This window comes from Chelativorans alearensis, assembly GCF_010993735.1.
Lineage (GTDB): Bacteria > Pseudomonadota > Alphaproteobacteria > Rhizobiales > Rhizobiaceae > Chelativorans > Chelativorans alearense.
The window spans coordinates 187,809-211,358 of record NZ_WQNI01000003.1 but is presented as its reverse complement, the minus strand read 5'-3'; the positions used below and the strand labels follow the sequence as shown (position 1 = coordinate 211,358).

Annotated in this window: 16 protein-coding genes; 8 read left to right on the top strand and 8 right to left on the bottom strand. The window is 61.2% G+C overall.

The annotated features are described in order from the left end of the window. Positions 1–5 precede the first annotated feature (5 nt). From GPJ75_RS06295 to GPJ75_RS06275, 5 genes are all read right to left on the bottom strand, one after another. The gene (locus GPJ75_RS06295; protein WP_205602473.1) at positions 6–1,277 is read right to left on the bottom strand and encodes a TRAP transporter substrate-binding protein; all 1,272 of its coding nucleotides are present in this window, start codon (positions 1,275–1,277) and stop codon (positions 6–8) included. Between the two features lie 45 nt (positions 1,278–1,322). Continuing rightward, the gene (locus GPJ75_RS06290; RefSeq protein ID WP_163266234.1) at positions 1,323–1,865 is read right to left on the bottom strand and encodes an invasion associated locus B family protein; all 543 of its coding nucleotides are present in this window, start codon (positions 1,863–1,865) and stop codon (positions 1,323–1,325) included. 48 nt (positions 1,866–1,913) lie between these two features. Next, a complete protein-coding gene (locus GPJ75_RS06285; RefSeq protein WP_163266232.1) occupies positions 1,914–2,672 on the bottom strand; it encodes an EAL domain-containing protein in 759 nt (252 codons plus the stop codon). Between the two features lie 46 nt (positions 2,673–2,718). Further along, complete coding sequence (locus tag GPJ75_RS06280) at positions 2,719–12,711, bottom strand: autotransporter-associated beta strand repeat-containing protein (RefSeq protein ID WP_163266230.1); 9,993 nt, start codon at positions 12,709–12,711, stop codon at positions 2,719–2,721. Between the two features lie 273 nt (positions 12,712–12,984). Beyond that, positions 12,985–14,679 carry a hypothetical protein gene (locus GPJ75_RS06275; RefSeq protein ID WP_246248935.1) on the bottom strand — a complete coding sequence of 565 codons (1,695 nt, stop codon included), beginning with the start codon at positions 14,677–14,679 and terminating at the stop codon, positions 12,985–12,987. 138 nt (positions 14,680–14,817) lie between these two features. On the opposite strand from GPJ75_RS06275, the gene GPJ75_RS06270 reads away from it, so the two are divergent. Continuing rightward, complete coding sequence (locus GPJ75_RS06270; RefSeq protein WP_205602472.1) at positions 14,818–15,120, top strand: hypothetical protein; 303 nt, start codon at positions 14,818–14,820, stop codon at positions 15,118–15,120. A gap of 639 nt (positions 15,121–15,759) precedes the next feature. On the opposite strand, the gene GPJ75_RS06265 is transcribed toward GPJ75_RS06270, so the two are convergent. Both GPJ75_RS06265 and GPJ75_RS06260 read right to left on the bottom strand, forming a co-directional pair. Further along, positions 15,760–16,068 (bottom strand): tyrosine-type recombinase/integrase, encoded by a 309-nt coding sequence (locus GPJ75_RS06265; protein ID WP_281354752.1) that lies wholly within the window; start codon positions 16,066–16,068, stop codon positions 15,760–15,762. Between the two features lie 12 nt (positions 16,069–16,080). After that, the gene (locus GPJ75_RS06260; protein WP_163266226.1) at positions 16,081–16,884 is read right to left on the bottom strand and encodes an NAD(P)H-dependent oxidoreductase; all 804 of its coding nucleotides are present in this window, start codon (positions 16,882–16,884) and stop codon (positions 16,081–16,083) included. 94 nt (positions 16,885–16,978) lie between these two features. Between GPJ75_RS06260 and GPJ75_RS06255 the strand changes: the two genes are divergently transcribed. The 6 genes from GPJ75_RS06255 (at position 16,979) to GPJ75_RS06230 (ending at position 21,247) form a co-directional block, all read left to right on the top strand. Continuing rightward, positions 16,979–17,893, top strand: coding sequence for a LysR family transcriptional regulator (locus GPJ75_RS06255; RefSeq protein WP_163266224.1), 915 nt, complete (start codon positions 16,979–16,981; stop codon positions 17,891–17,893). Between the two features lie 241 nt (positions 17,894–18,134). Continuing rightward, positions 18,135–18,770: a TetR/AcrR family transcriptional regulator gene (locus tag GPJ75_RS06250; protein ID WP_163266222.1), complete on the top strand. Its 636-nt coding sequence runs from the start codon at positions 18,135–18,137 to the stop codon at positions 18,768–18,770. Beyond that, complete coding sequence (locus tag GPJ75_RS06245) at positions 18,767–19,312, top strand: GFA family protein (protein WP_205602471.1); 546 nt, start codon at positions 18,767–18,769, stop codon at positions 19,310–19,312. Before GPJ75_RS06250 ends, GPJ75_RS06245 begins: the two co-directional genes overlap by 4 nt. Next, on the top strand, positions 19,299–19,790 hold the full coding sequence (locus GPJ75_RS27295; RefSeq protein ID WP_246248934.1) for a DUF6958 family protein: 492 nt from the start codon (positions 19,299–19,301) through the stop codon (positions 19,788–19,790). The genes GPJ75_RS06245 and GPJ75_RS27295 overlap by 14 nt, the downstream gene beginning before the upstream one ends. 586 nt (positions 19,791–20,376) lie before the next feature. Then, a complete protein-coding gene (locus GPJ75_RS06235) occupies positions 20,377–20,733 on the top strand; it encodes a hypothetical protein (protein WP_163266220.1) in 357 nt (118 codons plus the stop codon). 163 nt (positions 20,734–20,896) lie between these two features. Beyond that, complete coding sequence (locus GPJ75_RS06230; RefSeq protein ID WP_163266218.1) at positions 20,897–21,247, top strand: IS66 family transposase; 351 nt, start codon at positions 20,897–20,899, stop codon at positions 21,245–21,247. Between the two features lie 74 nt (positions 21,248–21,321). Here GPJ75_RS06230 and GPJ75_RS06225 read toward each other — a convergent pair whose 3' ends face one another. Further along, positions 21,322–22,605, bottom strand: a complete 1,284-nt coding sequence (locus GPJ75_RS06225) for a sensor domain-containing protein (protein ID WP_163266216.1) — start codon at positions 22,603–22,605, stop codon at positions 21,322–21,324. A 288-nt stretch (positions 22,606–22,893) separates the two neighbouring features. Between GPJ75_RS06225 and tnpB the strand changes: the two genes are divergently transcribed. After that, the gene (gene tnpB / locus GPJ75_RS06220; protein WP_163266214.1) at positions 22,894–23,535 is read left to right on the top strand and encodes an IS66 family insertion sequence element accessory protein TnpB; all 642 of its coding nucleotides are present in this window, start codon (positions 22,894–22,896) and stop codon (positions 23,533–23,535) included. The last annotated feature ends 15 nt before the right edge of the window (positions 23,536–23,550 follow it).

The following is a 23,550-nucleotide window of genomic DNA, read 5'->3' as shown; positions in this document are numbered from 1 at the left end:
GCGGGCTACTCAGCGTAGGCCCGTAACTGCCAATCACCGTAGCCGTCTTTAAAGCGAAGATAGCTGTCCCAAGCCTTGGCAAGCAGCGGATCGCGGGCGGTCTCCTCAGCAATTACCTCCTCCCAAGCCCCGCGGAGCTCGAGGAGGACTTCGTCCGGCCACGCGTGCAGCTCAACGCCCGCGGCGCGGAAAGCAGAAAGCGCCTCGACCTGCTGCGCGGTCGCCTCGGCAGCGGTCCAGGACAGCGTATCGCCACACGCCGTCTCCAGTACCGCCTTATGACGGTCGGAGAGCTCGGCCCAGGTCTTCTCCGGCATGAGAACCTCGAGCGAGGTGACCGGCTGCTGCCAGCCGGGAAAGTAGAGGTTCTGGGCAACCTCGGCGATCCCGAGATCGGCATCGATGGAGGGCAGGGAGAATTCGGCTGCACCGATCAGGCCGGTCTCCAGTGCCGGGCGGATCTCCTCTGCTGGAAGTTCGTAGGGCACCACACCCACCTTGCGCAGCACCCGGGCCCCGTAGCCAAAGCTGCGCATGGACAGCCCTTCCAGATCGGCGGCGCTCTCGATCGGTTCCACAAACCAGCCGCCGCCTTCCGCAGGCAGGATGCCGCAATAAAGGCTCTTCATTCCGTGGCGCGCATAGATCGCCTCCAGCGCCTCGGCGCCGCCGCCCGTTTGCATCCAAGCGGTAAATCCTGCCGGATCGGGACCGAAAGGGAAGCCGGAAAAGATGGTCAGGGCCGGGTCCTCGCGATGATGGTGGCCTGCCGAGCCCCATACCGCGTCGACCAGGCCCGATTCCAGCGCCCCAAATGTGTCCTGGTCGAGCACAAGCCGGTCGTGAACCTCGATAGCAAAGCTGCCGTCCGACAGCCGCCGCACCGTCTCGGCGAACCGCTCTCCGGCTTCACCAAAAAGCTTTGGGTAAAGCAGACTGTTCATGCGCCAGCGCAGGACATCCTCCTGGCCGGCGGCCGGACCGGTCGCAAAGCAGGCGGCGAGAGCGAGCCCGCCAAGAGCGCCAAACATCCGGAAATAATTCGGCATCGACCCAAACTCTGGTACCAGTCGAGGTTTGCCCACGCCTTGTCTGTGTAGCATGTCGCGGACCCGGAAGTCCAAACCGGCGACTGTACCGCAAGGCTTCGGGCAAAGACAGGAGACCGGGAATGTCCGAAAGGTGTCAAGTTCATCCGCGGCGCTGGATTTCATTGCCCGACGAAAACTGAATTGCGCGAACGCACCGGTTTCCAGACTTTGAGTGGTGCTTAACAAGGGGTCGGGTACTCGCGCACTGCGCGTGCAGGTCAGCAGGCCTACCTAGGTCTCAAGGAGCGCCACCACGCGATCATAGGCTCTGGTGAAGCCGGCGAGAGAAATCGAGAAGGCGATGTCCTGCCCGCCAACCGAGGTTGCTTTCACCTTGAGCGCGGTGCCGAGCTTGAGCGAGGCGATCATGTCGGCGTCGAAGCTAACATCGACTATGCATCCGGCTGGCAAACAGGTGCGGAATTGCCGGGTCTGCCCAATCGCTTTCTCGCCAATGTGGAAAGCAACACCCTTCTGAAGGTCGAGACCGAACGGCAAGACAAGGTTTCCCTTTGCAATCCCGCTCTCGGCAGCGAGTTCGATCGCGAGCGCCCTTTGCCCGGTGTTCTGGGCAACCTGCTGCTGCGAAAGGATGCACCGCTTGGCTTTCGAACCGTCTGCCAACGCCGCGAGCACACATTGGACCGTCCAGCTGCCGTGAGTTTCGCTCAAGGATGACGCGTTGCCGGGAAGGCTCACCTCCTGGGCAACCGCAGATGAGCACACGAATGTCGATAGAGCGAAGGCAATGAAGAATTGTCGAACGGAAACCATCTGGGAACTCTCCGTTGCAGATGGGAGGCACTATGACATGCATATCGTTCACAATGTACTCGCGAGGAGACGGGGTTTGGCGAGAAAAGAGCCTTGAACATGTGTCGCTCCAGCTGATCGAGCCACTTCGAGATGATCCGAAGATTCGATGCCCTCCACGATCACGACAGGAGCGGTGCAAGCTGCCAATCCTACCATGTGATAAAGGCTGCTTTGCCCATCGGGCCCGAACCGCACATCGCTGACATATGCGGCGTCGATCTTCACGATGTCGTGGGGGATCGAGAGCAAGCGGTGAGGATTGGAAAGACCGCAACCAAAATCATCGAGCGCAACAAGGCAACCAAGCCCTCTGACTTGGGAGATAAGCTGGCGTGCCAATATTGGGCAGAAGAAAGGCTCACTTTCTGTCAACTCGAGCACCAGGCGATGAGCAAGGTGCTGTCTCCGCTCTATTTGGCCTTCAATGAGTCGCCACGCCTCCGGGCTTGCCATATTGGCCACCGAAAGATTGCAGCCCAGAACAGCGCGAGAATCAGCTTCAAGTGCGTCAAGAACCCTTGCCAGCATCCTGCGGTCAAGCTCCGGCACCCTGCCAACGATATCAAGACACGGGATGAACTCGCAGGCTTCATAGAAATAGCCGTCGTCGCCCCGCAGTCTGGCAAGGCACTCTCCATAGAGCAGATCGCGTCCGCTTGTGGCGTCAAATACGCCTTGAACGGCAAAACCCATCCGGCCGTCCGCTATGGCTCGCGCGACAATCGTAGCTCGTTTCGGATCAAGTATGTCGAGATGGTCAAACACCGGCAACCTCACGGCTAAAGGGGTGCCAAGTCCATGTCGCGTACGCTCACCAGCGTACCCTGAAGCCGACGGTGCCGCTCACGATGTTGCTGTCGCCGAAGTTCTCCAGGCTCGTATTCGCCAGCGCTTCGCCATAAAGCGAGTACCTGTCATCGGCCCAGTTGACCGACCAGCCCAGGCCGATGCCGCCTCGCAGTGAGTCATTTTTGCTTGTGAAGGGAGTTCCTCCCACCCCAACGCGAGAGCCGTCGGCAAAGTCATAATAGAGGTTGGCGACCCCATAGAGATGCGAACGACTGGTGCGGCCTTCCGCATCCTGCCACTCGGTCTGGCGGTCGACGGCCAGACCGAGCCGGCCAACGAGGCTCCAGCTCCTGTCGAGTGACACGTCGGCATCGAAGCTGTCGGTGAAATCGTCGAACCGCACCGAAGAATAAGTGAGTTGGGCCTGCGGCGTCAACGCCCAGGTCTCATCAAGCGCGATGCGCCGGCCGGCCTCGATGCTGAGCGCGTAGCCCGTACCGTCATTGTCGTTGACGAGGCTCTGGCCAGCGGTGGTGGAATAGAGATCGCTGTCATACCACGTCACCTGCGCCTGCCCGTCGAGATAGAAGCCGGTATTGTCGTACCAAGTTAAAGTGCCGCCAAAACCGTAGCCGGTCGTGTCGATGTTGCCATTGCCGTGGGCCGACATGACGTTGGAGGAAACGCTGCCATAGTGCATAGACGCCCCTGCAACCAAATGTCCAGATTCGCCCTCGTGAAGCAGGCCGTCAATGCCGGCGTGGAGCCTCCATGTGGCCGCATCATAATCGGTGCCGCTGGTCGATGTCTTCGGCTCGAAGTCGGCATGAGACGCTTCGATGCGCGCCCAGATGCCGTTTGAATCGCCTGTGCCTTCATTGGCCGCGCCCGCGTCACGGGCGACCCAAAACCTGTTGCCGACACGCTGCTGCAAGGTACCGAGCTTGTTGAAAGCCTGCAGGGAACCGGCATAAGCCTCGTAAAGCGGCACACCGGGCTGGAAGAGGGGAGCATTCGGTTCCTCGTCTGTCAGGGCTGAGCGCAAGTACCAGTCGCCGTCGGAAGGCGTGCTTACGCCACCCTTGAAGAGCCGGTAGGCATAGGCGCCGGCCACAACGGCCTGATCGCCTTCAAAAATGAAGTCACCCTGGAGAGAAAACGTGCCGTTCGACGCGCCGCCGATATCGACCACCTTGATGCCGTCCACGGTCTGCGCCCCGCCGCCCCCGATATTGGCGACACGCAGATCGGAGCTGCCCGAGGTATCGCCGGTGACAACGAGCCGGTCTGTCGCCGAGCCATCCTCGCCGAGCGTGGCGTTCAGGACGATGGTCCCGCCAATGCCCTCATAGTCGCCCGCAACCGTCAAGGTCGTTCCCGGCCCGCCCGACGTCATCACTGTCCCGGCATTGGCAAGCGACGCGACCGTCTGGTCGAACCCGGCAAGATCGAGCGTGCCGCCACTGCCGACCGAAAAGGCCGAAGATGGGCTGAACGCGCCGGCCGAGCCTGCTTGCAGCGTGCCGTCCTCGACCTCTGTCCCACCGGTGTAGGTGTTGACGCCGGAAAGAACCAATGTGCCGAGATCGGCCTTGACCAATGTGGAGGTGCCGACGAGTTCCGCCTCGATGGTCGCGGTCATGTCCGCGCCGTCGAGCGTACCGTCACCCACGCGGATGATGGACGAGCCGCCAACAAGTGTCAGGGGTTCGCCGTCGATGACATAGCCATCGGTCGCGAACTGCATGCCGAGGGCTTCCACCTGGCCGTTTCCGTTGTCGATGGTCACGGTTCCGGGCTGGCCCGCGAACACGGCGAAGGCGCCGCTCGAGTAAGGTGCGTTGATCAGGCCTGTATCATTGGTCCAGTGGTCATTGTCGGCAAGCCGCCAAACGCCATCGCCGCCATGAATGCTGCCGTCATTGGCGGTGCCGGCCGGTCCGTCCCAGAAATTGAGCGTGACGTCCGTCGCGTTGACCAGGTTGACCTGCTTGTCGATCGAGGTCTGCACGAGGAAATCGCCTGGCGGCATGGCACCGAGGCTGAGGCCGTTATCGGTGAGCGTACCCTCATAGCTGATGATGCGGTAGATACCGGGGATGAAGCTGCCTCCCACGGACTCGGTCACGTTCAGCGTGCCGTCGAGATCGAGGTCGTCCCCGATCACGGTGAGGTCATTGAAGGCTCCACCGACCACATTCGCCTGGCCAAAATTATAATTGAGGTCCGAGCCGACGCTGAGAGTGAGACCGCCATTGATGGTGAGCGTTCCGGGAACGATGCCAAGATCGCCGGGATCGATGGCGCCGCCATCTGCCACGATGACATCGCCGCCGATCGTGCCAATCCCGCCAAGCGCTGCGCCGTTTTCAACCGAGGTGAGCCCGGTTGCGCCGGATTGGTCACCATTGATGAGCAGTCTTCCCGATTGCACCGTGGTGGCGCCCGAATAGGCGTTGTTGCCGGTCAGGATAGTGATACCGCTGCCGATCTGCTCGACGGAGCCATTGCCCGAGATCAGGCCGGCGAAGGTGAGAGTGTCCGAACGGTTGAAAGCGAGCGTGCCGTTGTTGAGCACGTCGCCGAGAATAGAGCCAGACGCACCGCCTTCGCCGAGTTGCAGTATCCCCGACGAGATCGTCGTGCCGCCCTCATAGGTGTTGTCGCCGGCGAGTGTTAGCGTGCCACCACCCGTCTTGGTGAGTGGACCCGTGCCGCCGATCATGCCCGACAGGAGGAGATCCGCGTCGGCCTGGAGCGTGCCGCCGCCATCTTCCATGGTGACGGCGCGCGCCGAGGCGAAGGAGGCGGTGTTCTGCAATGTGCCGCCATCGAAAGTGATTGCGCCGGCGGCATTGCCAAGGTTCCCGTCGCTCGAAACCGACACCACGCCCGCGTCGATGAAAGTGCCGCCCTCATAGGTGTTGTTGCCGGCGAGCGTCAACATGGCGCCGCCCGTCTTGGCAAGCGCACCCGTACCGCCGATCACGCCCGACAGGAGCAGATCCGCGTCGGTCCGGAATGTGCCGCCGCCATCCTCCAGCGTGACGGCGCGTGCCGAAGTAAAGGAGGCGGTGTTCTGCAACGTGCCGCCGTCGAAGGCGATTCCTCCGGCCGCGTCGCCGAGGTTGTCGTCGTTCGAGACCTGCAACGTGCCGGCCTCTATCCTGGTGCCGCCCGTGTAGCTGTTGGCACTGGAAAGCACCAGCGTACCAAGATCGGTCTTCACCAGAGTGGAGGCACCATCGACCGCAGTGTCGATGATGGCGGTCATGTCGGCCGCCTCGGAGGTGCCGTCGCCGACACGGATGATGGACGAACCGCCGACCAGGGTCAGCGGTTGACCATCGATGACATAGCCATCGACCGCGAACTGCATGCCCGAGGCTTCGACCTGACCATTCGCATTGTCGACGGTCACGGTGCCGCCCGTACCGGTGAATACAGCAAAGGCTCTGTTGGAAAAGGGTGCGTTGAACGCACCTGTATCGGTCGTCCAGCGTTCGTTGTCGGCAAGACGCCAGACCCCGTCCCCACCCTGGATGATCCCGTCGTTCACCGGACCGGCGGCGCCGTCCCAGAAGGTGAGCTGGTTCCCGCTCGTGTCGATGAGGTTGACCTGGTTGGCAACGGAGGTCTGCAAGTAGAGCTCGGAGGAGACGAAATCGAGGCCGTTGTCGGTGAGCGTACCGTCATAGCTGAAGATGCGGTACAGACCTGGACCAAAGTTGCCTCCAGGCGTCTCTGTCACATTCAGCGTGCCGTCGAGCACGAGGTCACCGCCCACCACGGTCAGGTCGTTGAAGGCTCCGCCGACAACATTCGCCTCGCCGAAACTGTAATTGACGAGCGATCCGTCATTGAGCGTGAGATCACCATTGATGGTGAGCGTTCCGGGAACGGAGCCTGGATTGGCGGGATCGAGGACGGCGCCGTCGGCCAAGGTGACGTCACCGCCGATAATGCCCGTTCCGCCGACCGTGGCGCCGGTTGCGACCGAGGTGAGCCCGGTTGCGCCGGATTGGTCGCCATTGACGTACAGACTTCCCGATTGCACCCTGGTGGGGCCGGTGTAGCTGTTGTCGCCTGTCAGGAAGGTAGTGCCGCCACCGATCTGCTCGACCGAGCCGTTGCCTGAGATCAGACCGGAGAAGGTGTAGGTATCGGAACGGTTGAAGGCGAGCGTGCCTTTGTTGAGCACGTCGCTTGAGAGCGAGCCGGAGGTGCCGCCATTGCCGATTTGCACAGCGCCATCCGAGATGGTCGTACCGTCACTATAGGAATGGTCGCCGGTCAGAGTCAGTGTGCCGGTATTGTCTTTGGTCAGGGTTTCGAAGCCACCGACGCTTGCCCCGTCGAGGGTCAGAGGCAGAGCGTTGTTCACCTCAAGGGTGTCTGTGCCGGCACCGGCCTCGATCCCCCCGCCGCTTATCACGGCACTGTCGTTCAGGATGAGCGTATCGTCGCCGGTGCCGAGTGCCAGTGGGCCGACGCCTGAGTCGATCAGACCCGCCACGCTCACTACATCGCTGCCGCTGCCCAGATCGCCTGCGGCCCTGAGAATGCCGCCGGCATTTATGTTGATTGTGCTGTCGCCGGCATCACCGTTGATCGCCACCTGGGTCGGACCGGCAGCTTGAACCGTGCCGCCAACGGTCATGGTGGAGCTGCCGGTCATGGCGATGGTGGGTGTTTCCAGGCCGCCATCCACCTGGAGGATGCCGGCGCTGATGGTGGTGGCGCCGATGCTGTTGTCCGGCGAGGTCAGCACGCTTGTGCCCGTACCGATCTGCGCCAGGGTGCCGGGGCCACTCAGCGTGCCGTCGAAGGTGAAGGTGTCGCTGCGGTTCAGCGATAGGGTGGAGGTGGGGGAGTCCACGATCACGTTGCCGGCGCCGGCGTTGCCGGTGGTGCCGCCATTGCCGATCACCAGGTTGCCGTCATTGATGACGGTGTTGCCAGTGAAGGTGTTGTTGCCGGTAAGCACCCAGGTGCCGGAATCGTTCTTGGCGAGCGTCGTGGCACCGGCGCCGTTATCGCCGATGGCGCCGCCCATGGTGTTGTCGCCGGTGTTGGTGCCGCCCAGCGCGATGGTACGAGGCGTGTCGGTGCCGGTGAGGGCCACAGGGCCGGTATTGGTGAACTGCAGGGCGCCGGTGCCGGAGGATTCTATAAAGGTGACGCCCTCATCCAGGGTGAATTGACGGTCGGAGGTGTCGCCGGCGCCGGTGTAGCGCAGGGTGGAGCCGTTGCCGATCACCAGATTGGCGGCGTCGTTGGAGGAGGCGCCGATGCTGCTGGGCAGGCCGCCATCGGCCATCTGGTCGATCTCGAGAACGCCGCCGCTGATGGTGGTGACGCCGGTATAGGTGCTGTTGGCGTTGGTCAGGCGCCAGAGACCGTCGCCAGTCTTGGTGAGCGAGGTCGCGCCGGTGCCGTTGTCGTTGAGCTCAGCGGAGAAGATGTCGGTGCCGGTATTGTCGCCGGTCAGCGTCAGTGTACGTGCGGCGTTGGTGCCCGAGAGCGTCACCGGCGCGGTACTGGTAAAGGCAATGGCGCCGCTGCCCGAAGCATCCAGCGCGCCGCCGTTCTCGCCGAGGATGAATTGCCTATTCGTGCTATCCCCTGTGCCGATGTAGCGCAGCGTGCCACCGTCGAGCACCAGATTGGCAGCATCAGCACTGGAAGCACCGATCGAACTGTTCTCACCGCCATCATCCAGGCACTGTACGTAGAGAATGCCGCGGTTGATGGTGGTGCTGCCGGTGTAGTCGCTGTTGCAGCCAGTGAGCCATTGCTGCCTTAGGTCATGGTTGCCGTCCATGACCAGATTGCCGGTACCCGTGATAGCGCCGGCATACTGAAAGTTCTGGGTGCCGTAGATTGTCATCGTGGCGCTACCCAGGTCGATATTGCCGCCATTGGCGCCACCACCCAGGAGGCTCCCTACTCGCGTATCGTAGCCATCCAGGTCCAGAAGCACGCCGGCGGTGTTGTTCAGGATCATATGACCCTGCGGGCCGAACGCGTCGGTCGCCGCCGCGCGGAGCACGCCGCCGGTCACTTGGGTATCGCCGGTGTAGGTGTTGGTGCCCGACAGCACCAGGGTGCCGGGGCCATCCTTGCGCATCAGGCCGGCGCCGATGACCGGCCCCTCGAACTCCAGCGTCGTGGCGGCATTGTTCACGTTGATGGCGCCAGTGGATGTTAATTGGAAACCGCGGTCGATGGCGATGCTGCCCCCGGTGTAAGTCAGCACCGCGCCGATGAATTCCAGATTGGACGGGTCGGCGGTGGAGGCGCCGATGCCGCTGGTCGCGCCGCCATCCTGCAGACAGTCAGTGGTCAGGTTGCCGCCCTGCAGTACGGTGGGTCCGGTGTAGGTGTTGTTGCAACCGTTGAAGGTCTGGGTGCCGCCGCCGGTGCGCCAGACGCCGCCGGTGCCGCTGATGACGCCCGAATAGTCGCCGTTGCCGCGATGGATACGCAGAGTGCCGGAGCCAAGCGTGACGTTGCCGCCATTGACACCGCCGCCGTTGAGGGGGCCGATAAGATTGTCGAAATCATTAAGGTCGAGGGTAACGCCGGCGACATCGGCCAGGGTCGTGGGCCCGACGTTGGTAAAGGCGCCAAGCGTGTTCTCCCCACCGGCACGCAGCACACCACCGTTGACGGTATTGCCGCCGGTATAGTTGGTGTTACCGGACAACACCAGGGTGCCGTCGCCCTCTTTGATCAGGGTCCCGCCGGGACCGTCAACGTCCCCGCTGAAAGTCAGGGTGGTGCCCGCATCGGTCACGTCGACGGTTCCGTCATTGGTTCCCAGCGTGAACCCGCGGTCCGTGGTGACGGTGCCGCTGGTGTATTGCAGGCCGCCACCGTCGAGCACCAGATTGGCGGAACCGTTCCCGGACCGTCCGATGCTGCTGACCTCGCCTCCATTGGCGAGCATCGCAACCCCCAACATACCGCCGGTGACGGTGGTGGTGCCGGTATAGTCGTTGGCGTCATTTGCCAGGGTCAGCGTGCCAGGGCCGCTCTTGGTGAAGTTGGCGTCGTCGGGGCTGGTGACCAGCCCCGAAAAAGTCAGGTTGGCGTCGGCATCGGTGACTTCGATCCCGGCACCAAGGATGTCACCGGACTTGACGATGGTGAAGCCACGGTCACTGCTGGTTGTGCCGCCGGTATATCGCAGAGTTCCGCCTTCCAGAACCAGGTTGGACGAAACGGCGGAGGAAGCGCCAATGCCGCTGGCCAAACCACCATCACCGATATTACCGACAGAGAGAGTACCCTGCACGACCTGTGTCGCCCCGGTATAGCTGTTGCTAGCATTCGTCAGCGTCACAAGCCCCGTACCGGCCTTGATGAAGCCGGTCGTGCCGCCATTATCGACGATCTGGGATGCGATGGTGAAGTTGCCCTCGCTGTTCTGCCGGATGCCCAGGTCACCGCCGGTAGCGCCGGTTAGCATGCCGCCGATGATCAGCTGATCGAAATCCTCCACCGAGGGAGAGCCGATGATCGGGCCGTCGATGCCTAGCGTCTCGCCGGGATCGACGGTCACGGTGGTGGAGATCGGCTGGGTGTAGCGCAGGCCGCCGAGTTGTTTGCTGCCGCTCACCGTGCCGAAAAACCCGTCGACATCTGTGATGAATTCGCCGTCCAGCCAGTTGGCGGCGTTGTCCTTGTCGGTGTAGTCGCTCTCCTCGAAGGCGAGAATGTTGCCCTCCTCTACCTTGGCGTAGTCCGTGCCGTTGACGGTGGCCCAGCCGCCGAGCAACACATTGGTGGTCGTGATGTTGCCGCTGTCCGGCAGGTTGAAGTCAATGAGGCCACCGGTGCGGCTGATGGCGCCGAGATTGAGTGTCATCGTGCCGCCGGTTCCCGAGCTTGCATCGATGATGTTGTTGCCGGCGGTGATGTTGAGACCGTCGAAGGTCTGAATGTTGGCGGCGCCGTCCGCGCCGATCACATTCAGGATGCCGCCACCCATGTTGAGGGTGGAAGCGCTGCCGATGATGTCGCTGGTCGGCGCTCCCGCGGCGCTGAAGTCCAGATTCAGTGTCCCGCCGCCGATGGTGGTGTCGCCGGTATAGGTGTTGGCGCCGGTCAGGGTCTGCTCGCTGGCACCCAGTTTGGTGAGGCCGCCACTGCCGGCTATGTTGCCGCCATAGGTGGCGGTGGTGCCGGACTCGGCCTCGATGGTGAGAATGGCGCTCCCCAAGTCCAAGGTGCCGCCGGTGCCGGAGAGGGTGGTGAGCGTGCGGTCGAAGCTGTTCATGTCCAGCGTGCCGCCGTTGACCACGAAATCCGTCGAGCCGCCGAAGGCGCTTGCGGTACCAGCGCGCAGCACCCCGCTGTCGACGACGGTGTCGCCGGTATAGGTGTTGGCGCCGCTGAGCACCCAAGTGGCGTCGCCGCTGCTGCGAAGGTTGCCTCCGCTCGAGATCACGCCGGAAAACACGTTGTCGGCGCCGGTAAAGCTGCCGCCCAGGGTGGCGGTGTTGCCGATGGTCATGTCCCCACTCAACGCGAGCGCGCCGCCGCCATCATTGGCCAGCGTGCCGTTGTTAAGCGACCAGCTGCGGTTGCTGCTGGCGCCCGCGCCCGTATAGCTCAGGGTGTCGTTTCCGCCGATGGATATACCGGAGCCTGCGCCCAGCGAGCTGGCGACACCGATATCTGCGATGGTGCTGGCTTGAACCGTTCCACCGCCTGTTCCACCGCCGATGGTCGCAGTGCCAGAGAATGTGCTGGCGGTCCCAAGGGTCACGGTACGTCCCGAATCCGCGAGAAACGTGACCGGGCGGCCGTTATTGCTGCTGATCACGCCCAGCAGCTCCAGATCGGCAGATTGTGCGTAGAACTGGGGACCGTTGCCCGAGCCGCCGCCCAGGGCGATATCGCCGGTCAGTATGAGCGTGCCAGCGCCGCCGTTGCGGAGCTGCGGCCGGATACCTCCGGGACCGGAGCCGGGATTTATCTGCCAGTTGCGATTGGAGCTGTCGCCATCGCCAACGTATATGAGGGTGTTATTGGTCTGATTTGAATTACCGAAGAAGATGGTGCCATCGGCAACCGTGGTGGGTGCCCCCAAAGAGCTTGCCACTCCCAGATCGCCGATCGAAGTGAAACTGGATACGCCGCTCCCTGTGAAAGACGTTCGGCCCGTGTAGTCATTGGCATCGTTGGTCATGGCGACCGAGTTGCTGGCGGTGACGCCGCCGTCGCCGGTGAAATAGGCGCTGCCGACCCCGGCGCCAGCAATAACGATGGTTCCCCCGCTGATCGACACCGTGCGACCCGCCAGGTCGCCGCCGGTCGTGCCGGCGTCCAGCCGTGTTCCGGACGCCATATTGATCATGTTGCCGGCGTCGCCGAGACCCGTGTCGCCGTTGACGATCAGCCGGCCACTATTGATATTGACGTCACCGACGAAGTTGTTGGCGGCATTCAAGTGCAGTGTGCCGCCATCGATATCGATCCCACCGTTGAAGGTGTTGATGCCGTCCAGGCGCAGGCCGCCGCCGCCAGCCTTGATGAGCCCGCTGGTGCTGTTGATGACGGATTCAGTGATGCTGGTTCCGGTGGTAACCGAAATGGTCGGGGCGATCCCGTCCAAGGTCAAGGTCCCGCCGGTGATGGTGTAGCCGCCGGTCTGGAACGTCATGTTGTGAACGGTGATCGGCACGCCGAGGGTGACGGTGCCGGCGGTGCCGCCGAAAAAGGCGTCATCGAATGCTCCGTTGTCCCAGGCGCTGTAGGGGCCGCTCACACCATCATCATTGGTGCTCCAGACATCGTCCGTCGTGTTCCAGGTGCCTGTACCGCCGTGGCCGACCGCCGTGTTGTTGACGTCCCAGTACCTGTCCGCTGCCGGGGCGGCGGTCGCGGCAAACCCGATCAATAGCGCTAATGACAGAATTCGGGCAGTCGCCTGGCGGGCGACGCTCGAGAATACGCCGAAGACTTGCGGGGCGTAGCTGGCGGCTTCCCCCTTCCATTTCGTCATGCGCCCGCCGCGTGCCGTGCGCGAGCGACGACTCACGACACGTCTTGATCTAAGCGATGGTCCTGAAAATGTCAGACGGCCACAAGTTTGGATGACCAAATCCTGTCGCATGCCCCCTCCGCATCATACGCCGCACGATGGGCACCCGAGGAAATATTCGTTAACCCCGACCAGCATTGCCCAATAAATTCCACATAATTCTTCTTGTGGAATCCTTATGGCAGGGGAAGGTAATTTACTGTATTGAACATGAATGCGAGTGCGTTAATGGCGTCAATCAGAGAATTCCAATCCTGCTTTCTTGAGTGAGTCGAGAAATATCTTGGCATCTTCCGAGTGGCCAAACCGCAACAATGTCTCTTTTCGAACGTTAGTTACAAGGCCTGGCTCATGTTCCACGAGCCAGGCACGCTCGCGTTCGGCGTCCGCCACAAAGCCGCCTTCGGCAAAGATCGCGGCGGCAATCAAACGATAAAGCGCATTGCCTGGAACATTGGCTTTTTTGATCCACATGACCGCCTGCTGAATGTCACCGCTGAAATAGGCGCACATGGCCATTCCCACCTCATAATAGGCAAGAGGCCCTGGGTTGCGTTCACGCGCTTCTGCGACCAATGGGCACCCTTCCGCCCAATTTCCGGCCAGTGCCAGCCGATACCCATACTCACCCAAAAATACGGTGTCGTTGGGGTTGATGGTCATGCCGCGGCGCCCCACTCGCATGGCCGCATCGATTTCACCCTTGAAATAGAGAGCGAGCATCTGTGCCTGGAGGGCCCGGACGTTGGTCGGCTCCAATTCCACAGCGCGGCGGGCAGCAGAATGGGCGCGGTTCATCAACGACGCCGACCTCACCGGATCGAACGGATAATGGAACCGGACTTCGTCAATGTAGATCAGCGATAGAAGTGCCCAGGCGGTTGCGTATCCAGGAAAGCGCTCCACAGCCTTCTCGAGACAAGAACGGACGGACGGAAGCGTTTCGGGATCGAAGCCGGCTCGATATGAATAATAGGAAAGCGTGCAGAAATATGCGGCCCGGTCGTCGGGAGCGTCGGGGACAACGCGCTTGGCGCCCGCCTCGAATACTGCGCCATACGCCTGGGCTAGGCTTGTCGCTACGTTGGCGGCGATATCGGCTTGAACCTTCAGAAGATCGGGGACTGTTGTCGTACCATCATAGCTGTGCGCCCAGAGCACCGATCCGTCCGCGCGATTGAACATGCGAACCCGAAACCGGAAGGCGTCGGCAGACATATCCACGCTTCCAGCGACCACGTAGCGTACGTCCGGTCCCATCTGGCCGAACGGTTGAATCACGACAATGTCCCTGAATTTGGAGAGCTGGCTTATGACCTCCTGGGTAAGCCCACGGGCCAGGGCCGCAGATTTGTCCGATCCATCCATGTCGTCGAACCACTCGACCAACAAACGGGGGATTTCCGGCTTGCTCGGAGAAAGCCGGAAAGAATAGGACCATATGACCAATACGATGGCAGCAGCGGCCAGCATGGCGACTGCTGCTATGAGCCGAGGCTTGCTCAGTGGGCGTGGCCGCAAAAGCTTGGATGCGGTCGCGGAGGCAGGTTCTTCCGTTGCCGGGCTCGCTGTGTCCCGCGGTGAGAAGGTGGCAACATATCCACCCTTCGGGATGTCGATGAGAATGGGGTCGGCCTGACCTGCTGTCAGGTAATACCGCTCGAGCGATCTGCGAAGGTGGCCGGCTGCAATGCGCACAATCGGATCTGCCTGCGGATCGAACGAAGCGTCACGCTCGAACACCTCCACCGCTATCGAATAGGCCTTGATGCGATCGCTGCGCCCCGCCAGAGTTTCGTCCACGACATAGCTGAGGAACCGATGTTCGCGATCGGTTGCACGAAAGTCCGCACTGCTGAGAATACGCGCGAGTTGATCTCTGCAGTCCTCAATGGAGAAATCCGCCCGTTCACGTGCGTTCAATTCCACGCAAATTGCCCCGTCCAACCGCCACTTGCCTGAATACTGCTATCGATTCGCCGCAACGATGCAGTCGTCCTGTAAGTAGCATTCCGGTTCTTGTACCGGCAACGGGTTTGTGGGTAGCCTCCCGCGGGGGTGGGTCACGTGATGGAGAACAGGGTTACAACTGTGCGAGCAGCGCTATCGGCGGCGGTCCGCCGATCTCCAGAACTCGAACTGACGATCCGCCGAACGATCGCAGTGGATAAGACCTTTCGCGACATGTGCGAGGAATTCGCTGAGGCTGAGGCCGCGCTGTCGAGGGTCGATCAGCTTTCACCGTCGATACGTGCGGCCAGAAGCGCCGAGTTGCGTGATATAATCGAAAGGCTGGCCTGCGAGCTTGAAGAGACGCTACGGGAAAAGCAGGCGGCCCTATCGCGTATCGATTCCCGGCCACCTCTGTGACTCCCGGGCAAATTGTCAGTTAAGCCTGCCGCTCACTCTAAGGCTATATCTCTTGAAACCCTGCGCCTCCACCGGTTGCGCGACCTGCTCTCCAGCTTCTTGTGGCTGAGCAGAAGTTGGGCGGCGCGCAAGTTGCCTGTCTTCTTGGCCCAGACCTCTTTCGGCTTCAATGGCGGCTTTGGACCGATGATGCGGCTCTTGTTCAATATCGGCATAGCCTTCCTCCCGAAAGCCATCCCACAGTCGCAGCGCTCAACCTTTAAGCAGCCCGATTGTACCTCGTCTTAAAAGTGACCTCTCCGGGTGAAAGACAGTCCTGCGTCTTGCTCATCTGAATGATCAGGTTCGATGAAGCGGCCATTGTTCAGAAAGGTTTAAGCATATGGAGTGCTTTCGGCTGCTTTCCTATGTCCAGTTATATGCGATGGCGCACGAACGGAAATGACCGACTAGGGTCGTGAGCTGATGCCTAGGGCTCTGGCCTCTCCGATGTCGGCGCTGGGGCCGCTTCATGGTTGGCCCGTCGAGGATGGTTCAAGCTTGCCGCCCCTTGGGTCCCTAGAGGGATAGTCCACCGCAAGAAACCGTGCCGGAGGATCGGTGCCGGGCAAGTCGCTGCCCGGCACCGACATTGAGAAATCAAAGCGCATTCAAGAATGCCAGCAGTTTGTCGCCCGGCTTGAAGCGCAGGCCTTCTCGTCCCTCCATAGCTGTCACCTTCGCCAACGCCGCCTCCTTCAGTGCGAGATGGCCAAGCCAAAGCGCAATCACCGCCAGGTCGACACCGGCCAATTGTTCCATGGCGGCGCTATGTCGGAGCGTGTGCGGTGAAACGTGTTTCGAGCCCAGGGAGCGGCAGGTCTCGGCTGCAACGTTCACGTACTTGGACAGCATGAGCTGCACGGCGTCTGCGCTCATGCGATCTCCATGGGCAGTTGGAAAAAGCAATGCGGCCTTGGCTCATTGTTCATTGGCGCCTCCATCATTCTTCACATGAAGCGCGAAGCCGGTCGCGCCCGGATCGCCCAATTCAGGGTGCAACTGCATGCTTGGGATCGAATAGTCGCCGGCATTCTGCTGCCGGTAGGGGATGGGTGGGGTAGTGGAAAGCGTGCGCATCCTCTCGCGCAGGCGCTCGGCAACAGGCTCCAACCCACTCTCATCGAAACGGTCAACCCTGTAGACCACGAACGGCGGCAGGACATTGTAGCCCGGATAATAGAGGATGCCGTGATTGATCGGGAACAGGAGGTCGTCGATAGGCCCGTTGATCCCGCGGGGCGCATAGTGTTCTTCCCAGCCGCCGGCGGTCACGATCAACATCGCGCGTTTGCCCGTCAGGGTGCCGTCTCCGTACCGATCGCCCCATCGCACGTCGCTGTGCTCGCCGACGCCATAGGCGAAGCCGTAGGCGAACACGCGGTCGACCCAGCCCTTGAGGATCGCCGGCATGGAGAACCACCACATGGGGAACTGGAGGATCAGGGCATCGGCCCACAGAAGCTTCTCGATCTCGGCCTTGACGTCTTCGGTCAGGGTTTCGGTCTCGAAAGCCTTCTTGGAGGCGCCGGCCGGAACGAGGCGCTCGTCCTGCGCCAGCGTGGGAAAGTCGGCACGGTCGACCTGCGACTTCCAGCCGTCGGCATAGAGGTCCGATATCCGTACTTCGTGGCCTTGGGCCTTGAGTTCCTTGATGGCGACGTCGCGGAGCGCGCCGTTCAGCGAGCGCGGTTCGGGATGAGCATAGACAAGCAAAACTTTCATGGGTCAGCGGTCCTCGGTTGGAGACTGATCCTTAAGCTAGCCAAGCCTGACATCATCCAGTAGATGTAGATAATGCATAAAACTATGCCGAAAAATGGATATATCGCACGTTACGCTTGAGCGCATGCGCACCTTCGTCCGTATCGCCGATCGCGGAAGCCTGTCCGCGGTGGGGCGCGAACTCGGGATCGGACAGTCGACAGTCTCCCGACATCTGCGGGAGTTGGAGGAGGCAGTGGGGGTTCCTTTGCTCTCAAGGACCACCCGGCGCGTCGCGCTGACCGAGGAAGGCAGCCGCTACTACGCCACCTGCATTCAGATCTTGCGCCTTGTGGAACAGGCCGGCAATGAAGCGCGGGGTGCACGCGGAGCGCCTTCCGGCACGATCCGGGTCTCCTGCACGGCGGCTTTCGGGGTCCTGCACGTCAGCCGGTTGGTCTTTGCCTTTCAGGACCGCTATCCCGACATCGGGGTCGATCTTAGCCTGACCGACGAACGCATCGATCTCGTCCGGGAGGGCGTGGATATCGCGCTGCGCCTCGGCCCGCTCACTGACAGTTCCATGAAGTTCAGGCCACTGGGCCAGTCGCAGCGCCTGCTGGTGGCTACGCCGGGCTATCTCGCTGCGCGCGGCAGGCCGACCGTCCCTCAGGACCTCTCCGGCCATGAGGGCATCCGGATGACGAACGTTGCGGGAAGCGACACGCTTGTCCTGCAAGGGCCCGACGGAAAACGTCACGCGGTGGCTTTCGGCGGGCGTTTCCGTGTCGATCACGGGCTCGCCGCACGGGAGGCTCTTGCCGCCGGACGCGGCATTGCACCAGCGCATCGCTGGCTGGTCGATGATCTCCTGGGCGAAGGCCGGCTCGAAGCGGTGCTGCCCGGCTATTCGCTGCCCTCCGTGCCGCTGAGCATGCTGATCGTCCCCGAGCGCACGGGCATTTCCCGAGTCAGGCTGCTGGTTCAATTCCTCGCTGAGCAGATAGCAGGCATGCCAGGGATCGAGTGATCGATCTCACTCCGTTTGATGGGATGCATGCCTCATCGCCTTGCAGTCGCCGTCCGGAAATCCCTTCTTGACCGCTCAGCCTGAGGGGCGTCAACGCGCACGTTTCACTCTTCCCCGACGGCCGTGGACGCGAAGAATCGATGCGTTGCGGCCGCCCACGACGAGCGCGGCAATGGCAGGTCTGAGTCCATCGAAAGAACGGGGATTGTATTACATACCGACTGTATAGTATGTACTTCTCGTGCCAAGACTGTCCAAACTCTCCCCAGAACGCGGCGATGCCCGCACCCGCCTTCTTGAGGCGGCCCGGGATATCATCCGTGCAAAGGGATTTGCCGCCACCACCGTTGACGATCTGTGCAAGCAGGCCGAGGTGACAAAAGGCGCCTTCTTTCATCATTTCGGCTCGAAGGAAGCCCTGGGTGTCGCAGTAGCTGAATTCTGGGCTGATACGACCGCAGCGTTTTTCGAGGCGGCACCCTACCACCTGCCCGATGATCCACTGGACCGCGTGCTGGCATATGTGGCCTTCCGCAAGGCGATCATCGTTGGCGAGCTCGCCGAATTCACCTGCTTGGTCGGAACCATGGCGCAGGAGGTCTATGCCACCTCGACCGATATTCGCGAGGCCTGCGGTAAAAGCATTTTCGGGCATGCGGCAACGCTCGAGGCGGATATCGAGGGGGCCGTGCGGGCTCGCGGAATTCGGGGCGACTGGACGCCGGAAAGCCTCGCTCGCCATACGCAGGCCGTCATCCAAGGAGGATTCGTATTGGCCAAGGCCGGTAACAACCCTGATCTTGCTCGCGAAAGTCTCGACCACCTGGATCGGTACATCCGCGGCCTGTTCAATTTGCCCAAGGAGGCTGCACAGTGACCGAGACCATCAAGTTGTCCTGCACCTGCCGCGCTGTCGAGATGGTGGCCGAGAGCCCACCCATCATGAGCACTGAATGCCTGTGCACATCGTGCCGGACTGCGGCGGGTGTGCTGGAGGCGCTTCCGGGCGCGCCGCAGCTAAGGGAGGCGACGGGCGGCACGCGGATGCAGATGTACCGCAAGGACCGCGTCCGGTGCGTCAAGGGCGCCGCCAACCTGCGGGAATACCGCCTGACGGAAAAGACCAAGACCCGCCGAGTGATCGCGGTCTGCTGCAATACGCCAATGTTCCTCGACTTCACCGAGGGCCACTGGGTCGATCTTTACGGCTCTCTCTGGCCCGAGGGCTCCCTTCCGCCGCTGCAGATGCGGACGATGACAGCCGATCTTGACGATCCATCCGCGCTGCCGGGTGACGTTCCCAACCACAAGACGCATTCGGTGGGATTCTTCGTCCGGCTGGTCGGTGCCTGGGCCGCGATGGGCTTTCGCCGACCGAAAATCGACTATGTCGAGGGGGTGCTAGATGTCCGCGACTGACGACAAGATCGAAATCGAGAACATCAACAAGCCGGGAAAGACCGAACGTGTTGAGCGCGCGAAATACGAAGCCATGCGGGTGGCGCTGCTGTCAGTCCTGCCGGACGAAGAGCCAGGTTCGACTGTCGCGGAGGCCAAATCGGCTCTGCTATCCCAATTGCCCGAAGCACTGTATCCGGAAGGCCAGACCGCCGGGTGGTGGCTGAAAGCGGTTCAGCTTGATCTGGAAGCAAAAGGTATCATCGCACGCGCACCGACCAAGCCCGTCCGCTTATGCCGGATCGCGCCACAGCGCCATCTGATCCCCTCTTGTGTCCCGGAAAAACCGCCGAGCGATAGCAGGCATTCGCGCAAGCGAGGTGAAGGGCAAGATTGTCCCGCTTTTACGCCGTTCCCGAAGGACGGCACAAACGGCAAGGTTCGACCCTTTTTCTGCCCTTCATTGGGAAATGACCTACGCAAGCCAGACCCGAATTGATGTGGTCAGGGTCGAAGGCCTATGCGGTAGCATCACCCGATCTCCGGCAGGCAGAAAATCATATGCGTGTTCTTTCCGACGCTTTCATTCCCGAGCTTCCCAACCACTACAAGGGCAAGGTACGCGAAAACTACGACTTGCCGGAAGTAAATTAACGACCTGAATGTAGAGGAACTGCTCATTGTGACCCCGGATGGAGCCGTGAAAAATCGCGCCATCACGTTCGCTAATCCTCGTGCGGAATTCTGCGCCGAAACTGGACGCTATTGCAGTGACGCACCAATCATGGCCCGCGCACGTGTCATGCTGTCGGGCAATCGATTCGCGATTGTCGATCGAGTGGACGGAGACGCTCCCCTGAGCGCCGGAGCCGGATAAGGCAAACAGTCCGTTCCGCAAGTTCGGCATTAGCGGCAGCGCGTTCTGGACCTATACGCTCTCGCCCGTCGAACGAGTGCTTACCCTCGTAGCCGACGGAAACGACATCACGCGAACCCTCGTTCGGATCGACCCCGACCGCTTTCGCCGTATTTACGCTGGCGTTAGGTTCGCCGACCTCATTGCCCACGAGCACTGGCGTTGCTACTTGGCCAACACCACAGCCGACGATGCTGCATTCGTGACGATCCATAGTGGCCAACAGGCCGCTCCAGGATTTCTGCACGGCTTTCTCAAAACAGCAAGCTACGTAATGACGCTTCGAGGCGCTTTGTCCTGTCCCGTGCAGGATGGGCCCGTACATGAGAAAATGCCTACCGATGCTCCTGTGGAATATCTCATGGTGCAGGGTTTCTCCGATATAAAACCTCCGACAAATGCAGCCAAGAAAGGCGCACTTAGCAAACATCTAGGGGCACTGCAGGCTCGCATCGGGCGGAACGGCCCCATGGAAGATCTAACGCTCCCATTGACCGATACCGACCTTGATGACGACCGCAGTTGACCTGATGGCTGCGACGCAGTAACGTGGGCTGCCCTTCCCGGTGGCAGGGACGGTCGATCCTTGCTTGTACCGGACATGAACGTCGCCGCCCTGTCTGAAGAGAATGCAAAGCTGAAGGCCCTTCTGGCAAAGGCACAGGTGGCATTGACCCAGTCGAGGAAGCGTGCCGCCGGCTGGAGAGTATCATCAGCGATCTCGTGAGAAGTTCGGCTCCAGGTCGGAGAAGCTCAGCCCCGAGCAGTTCAACCTGCCGCTGGAAGACATCGAGATCGCCCAGGGCGTGCTCGATACCGCGCAGGAAAAGGCGAAGCCATCATCAGCGGCAAGCCATCTGGCAAGACGCGCCACCGGTTTCTCCGAGGACACTGGCTTCTCAGTCCCACATCATGGAAGGGCCTGTTCGTTGCGCGCCACCCGGAGGGTGCTTCCCATCTGCTTGGCTCAATTGCACGATGCCAGTCTTCTTCGATTTCGAGGGGATGGGGACCGCAAACGAGATCGGGAACAATTGTAAGCGCTTTCCAATCCCCTGGCAGAGCTGTCAGCTTCCTCATTATCGCCCTCATAGAGCGGCTTTTCCGGCCCGCGCTAGCTCGCTTTCACCAGCTTCAGTTCCCCGTACCGAGCCTGCTCGAAAACTTCGCCAGGTCTACCCAACAGATGACCCTGCACCTCTTTACAACCCATGTTCTTGAGTGCAACGAACTGCGTGTGGTGCTCGACACCCTCCGCCGTTACAGATAGATTCAAGGCCCTACTTAGGCCCAGCACTGTTCGGACGATGGCTGCCGATCGCGGATCGGACTCCATATTTGCCACGAAGCTGCGATCGATCTTCAGGCGGTCGAAGGGAAAACGGCGCAACGCGTCCAATGAGGCCCAGCCAGAGCCGAAATCATCGAGCGCCAAGCTGACGCCAAGCGCTTTCAGCCCTTCGAATGCCTGCAGAACCTTGGAACTTTCGCTGAGGGTCACGGATTCGGTCACTTCAATTTCCAGGCGCCCTGCGGCCAAACCGCTTTCAGCAAGAGCAGCTTTGACCACCCCCACCACATCGTCATGCTCAAACTGAACCGGTGAGACGTTGACACGCACTTCGAGATCTGGTGACCACCGCGCCGCGGCGAGACAGGCTTTCTGCAGTACGAGTCGCCCGAGTGCCGGCATAAGCCCCTGCGCTTCTGCGAGAGTGACGAAGACGTTCGGCGAAATCGCCCCGAACTCAGGGTGATGCCAACGTGCGAGCGCTTCATAGGCGCGCGTACTGCCGTCCGCTGTTGAAACGATGGGCTGATAGGCGAGCGAAATCTGGCTGTCACGAATAGCCGCCGCCAAGGCGCTGACCAGACTATCTGTCGAAACTGCTGCATTCTCCTGCCGCGGATGTGCATTCGCAGGAGCATCAATGACTGTCTTCAGAAGAGGCTCTTCCAGTTGCGTCCGGTTGGCGAGGCCAGTGAGCACATCATGGTGAGCGTGGTAACGCGCGCGAGCCTCCGCCTCCCGATACCGCGTCACGTCAGAGAAGATGGCGAAGATGAACGGCCGAACGCCGTCCCTCGTGGGCAGCTCGATGCGACATTTGCGTGTAGTGATGACCCGCACGGCGCCGGATGCATCCGTTATGACTTCCTCGTTTTCGTTCGGCTCACCGGTACTGAAAACATGATCGTCAACAGACCAGAATACATCGGCCTGGGCGGCGGGCAAAAAATCATAGTCGGACTTGTACAGCAGTTCTTCGCGCGTGTGACCCATCAAGTCGCAAAATGCCTGATTGACCAAAACCCACCGATGCGCCTGATCCTTGACGAAGATCGGATATGGGATCGCGATCAGCAATTGTTGGAGCGTTTCCAGAGATTGCAGCATTCGAGGTGCTCCGTATACTTGGCGGCTGTCGTTCTGTTACGCGGAAAGAAGGTCAGGCGCTACTAGACCACTTGTTCTAGACTTGGTAGCACACAAACCAGATGCCAGACACTAGAGCATCTTCGATGATGCGGAGTCGGTTTTGGGATTTCAATCCGGCTTGCAATGAGGTCCGACAACCAGCCCGGCCGCTCCGCCGTGCCCGCGGACCTCACAGAAGCCTCCAGATTCACGCGATAGGTTTTGTCTGATTCATTTCTCCTCGTGATGATTTGCGAGGAGATGATGATGACGAGGAGCTTGAGCGCTGACCTTCGCGGGCGCGTTATTGCGGCCATTGAAGATGGGATTTCGACACGGGAGGCGGCGCGGAGTTTCTGGATCGGGATTTCGACAGCCGGGAGTTGGTATCGCCGCTATCGCGAGACCGGCGAGACACAAGCGCGCAAGCAGGGCCAGCCATCGCGTTCGAAGCTCGACGCGCATGAGGCCTTCATTCTCGGCCTCATCGAGGAGGTGCCGGATATCACGCTTGCCGAGATCGGTGAATGCTTGGCTGCCGAGCAGAACGTGCAGGCTGCGCCGTCGACGGTCTGGCTGTTCCTCGACCGGCGCGGCATTACGTTCAAAAAAAGACGGCGCACGCCGACGAGCAGCAGCGCCCCGACGTCCGAAGGGACGCCCATTTGCGTCCTTTTCCCTCCAGGTACCTCCGTCCAAACCGCAGGTTTCTTCGCACAATCAGATCGGATGCGGCATGACGGGATCGGTATGTCGCTCTACGCCAAGCGGCTTGAGAAGGGTCGCTTCATCTGGCCTCAGGCGAAGGACGGCACGGTCTCGCTGACGAGCGCCCAGTTTGCGTGTTTGCTCGATGGAATCGACTGGCGCAACCCGCAATATTCCTGGCGTCCGGCAAGGGCGGGATAGGACGCGGATTTCCTC

Excerpts from the sequence above, each read along its gene's own strand:
- GPJ75_RS06290 (WP_163266234.1), bottom strand. The coding sequence starts at position 1,865 with ATGGTTTCCGTTCGACAATTCTTCATTGCCTTCGCTCTATCGACATTC.
- GPJ75_RS06280 (WP_163266230.1), bottom strand. The coding sequence starts at position 12,711 with ATGACGAAATGGAAGGGGGAAGCCGCCAGCTACGCCCCGCAAGTCTTC.
- GPJ75_RS06260 (WP_163266226.1), bottom strand. The coding sequence starts at position 16,884 with ATGAAAGTTTTGCTTGTCTATGCTCATCCCGAACCGCGCTCGCTGAAC.
- GPJ75_RS06255 (WP_163266224.1), top strand. The coding sequence starts at position 16,979 with ATGGATATATCGCACGTTACGCTTGAGCGCATGCGCACCTTCGTCCGT.
- GPJ75_RS27295 (WP_246248934.1), top strand. The coding sequence starts at position 19,299 with ATGTCCGCGACTGACGACAAGATCGAAATCGAGAACATCAACAAGCCG.
- GPJ75_RS06225 (WP_163266216.1), bottom strand. The coding sequence starts at position 22,605 with ATGCTGCAATCTCTGGAAACGCTCCAACAATTGCTGATCGCGATCCCA.
- tnpB (WP_163266214.1), top strand. The coding sequence starts at position 22,894 with ATGACGAGGAGCTTGAGCGCTGACCTTCGCGGGCGCGTTATTGCGGCC.